This window comes from Endozoicomonas arenosclerae (assembly GCF_001562015.1).
Taxonomy (GTDB): domain Bacteria; phylum Pseudomonadota; class Gammaproteobacteria; order Pseudomonadales; family Endozoicomonadaceae; genus Endozoicomonas_A; species Endozoicomonas_A arenosclerae.
Genome location: NZ_LASA01000042.1, coordinates 1 through 1,270, shown reverse-complemented (window position 1 = coordinate 1,270; position 1,270 = coordinate 1). Strand labels below are relative to the sequence as shown.

The following is a 1,270-nucleotide window of genomic DNA, read 5'->3' as shown; positions in this document are numbered from 1 at the left end:
CGTCAAGCTGTTACTGGCACGCTTCACGATCACATCTGCTGGCGTAATACCTTCCAGGAAACGGAGAATATCCTGACGACCTGCACCACTGTCTGCATTGGAAATCGTGGTATTGCCATCACCCGCTGCAAACAAATAAATATCGTTTCCTGCATCCCCAGAGAGCGTATCGTTACCTGCTCCCCCTCTCAGTGTGTCATCACCAGCGCCGCCATTCAGTCGGTCTGCACCCTCACCGCCGTTAAGGACATCATTGCCGTTGTCACCATAGAGCGTGTCATTACCGACATCGCCATTGACAACATCGTTGTCATTACCACCGAACAAACGGTCATCACCTATTCCACCTGACAGGGTATCTGCGCCATCCATACCCTTGAGGGTATCGTTACCGCCCAAACCCTCCAGGCTATCCTCTGTGGCATAACCCGTAATGGTATCTGCGGCTTCTGTTGGCACCAGCACCATCGCCTTGATGGTGGCTACATCCCAACTGGTACCATCCACAAACTCGATAGCATTCAGTTCAAAGCTGCTACTCAGGAAATAGTTGGATACCGTCACCACTTCACCGCTGCTTTTCAGAGTCAACGTCAAGCTGTTACTGGCACGCTTCACGATCACATCTGCTGGCGTAATACCTTCCAGGAAACGGAGAATATCCTGACGACCTGCACCACTGTCTGCATTGGAAATCGTGGTATTGCCATCACCCGCTGCAAACAAATAAATATCGTTYCCTGCATCCCCAGAGAGCGTATCGTTACCTGCTCCCCCTCTCAGTGTGTCATCACCAGCGCCGCCATTCAGTCGGTCTGCACCCTCACCACCGTTAAGGACATCATTGCCGTTGTCACCATAGAGCGTGTCATTACCGACATCGCCATTGACAACATCGTTGTCATTACCGCCGTGCAAACGGTCATCACCTATTCCACCTGACAGGGTATCTGCGCCATCCATACCCTTGAGGGTATCGTTACCACCTAATCCCTCCAGGCTATCCTCCGTGGCATAACCCGTAATGGTATCTGCGGCTTCTGTTGGCACCAGCACCATCTCCTTGATGGTGGCTACATCCCAACTGGTACCATCCACAAACTCGATAGCATTCAGTTCAAAGCTGCTACTCAGGAAATAGTTGGATACCGTCACCACTTCACCGCTGCTTTTCAGAGTCAACGCCAGACCGTTTCTGGCACCCTCCACGACCACATCAGCTAGCGTAATACCTTCCAGGAAACGGAGAATATCCTGACGACCTGCACCA

1 protein-coding gene is annotated in these 1,270 nt (G+C 51.9%); it reads right to left on the bottom strand.

The annotated features are described in order from the left end of the window. On the bottom strand, positions 1-1,270 hold a 1,270-nt coding region (locus WG89_RS02995; RefSeq protein WP_281177672.1), incomplete at both ends, for a calcium-binding protein.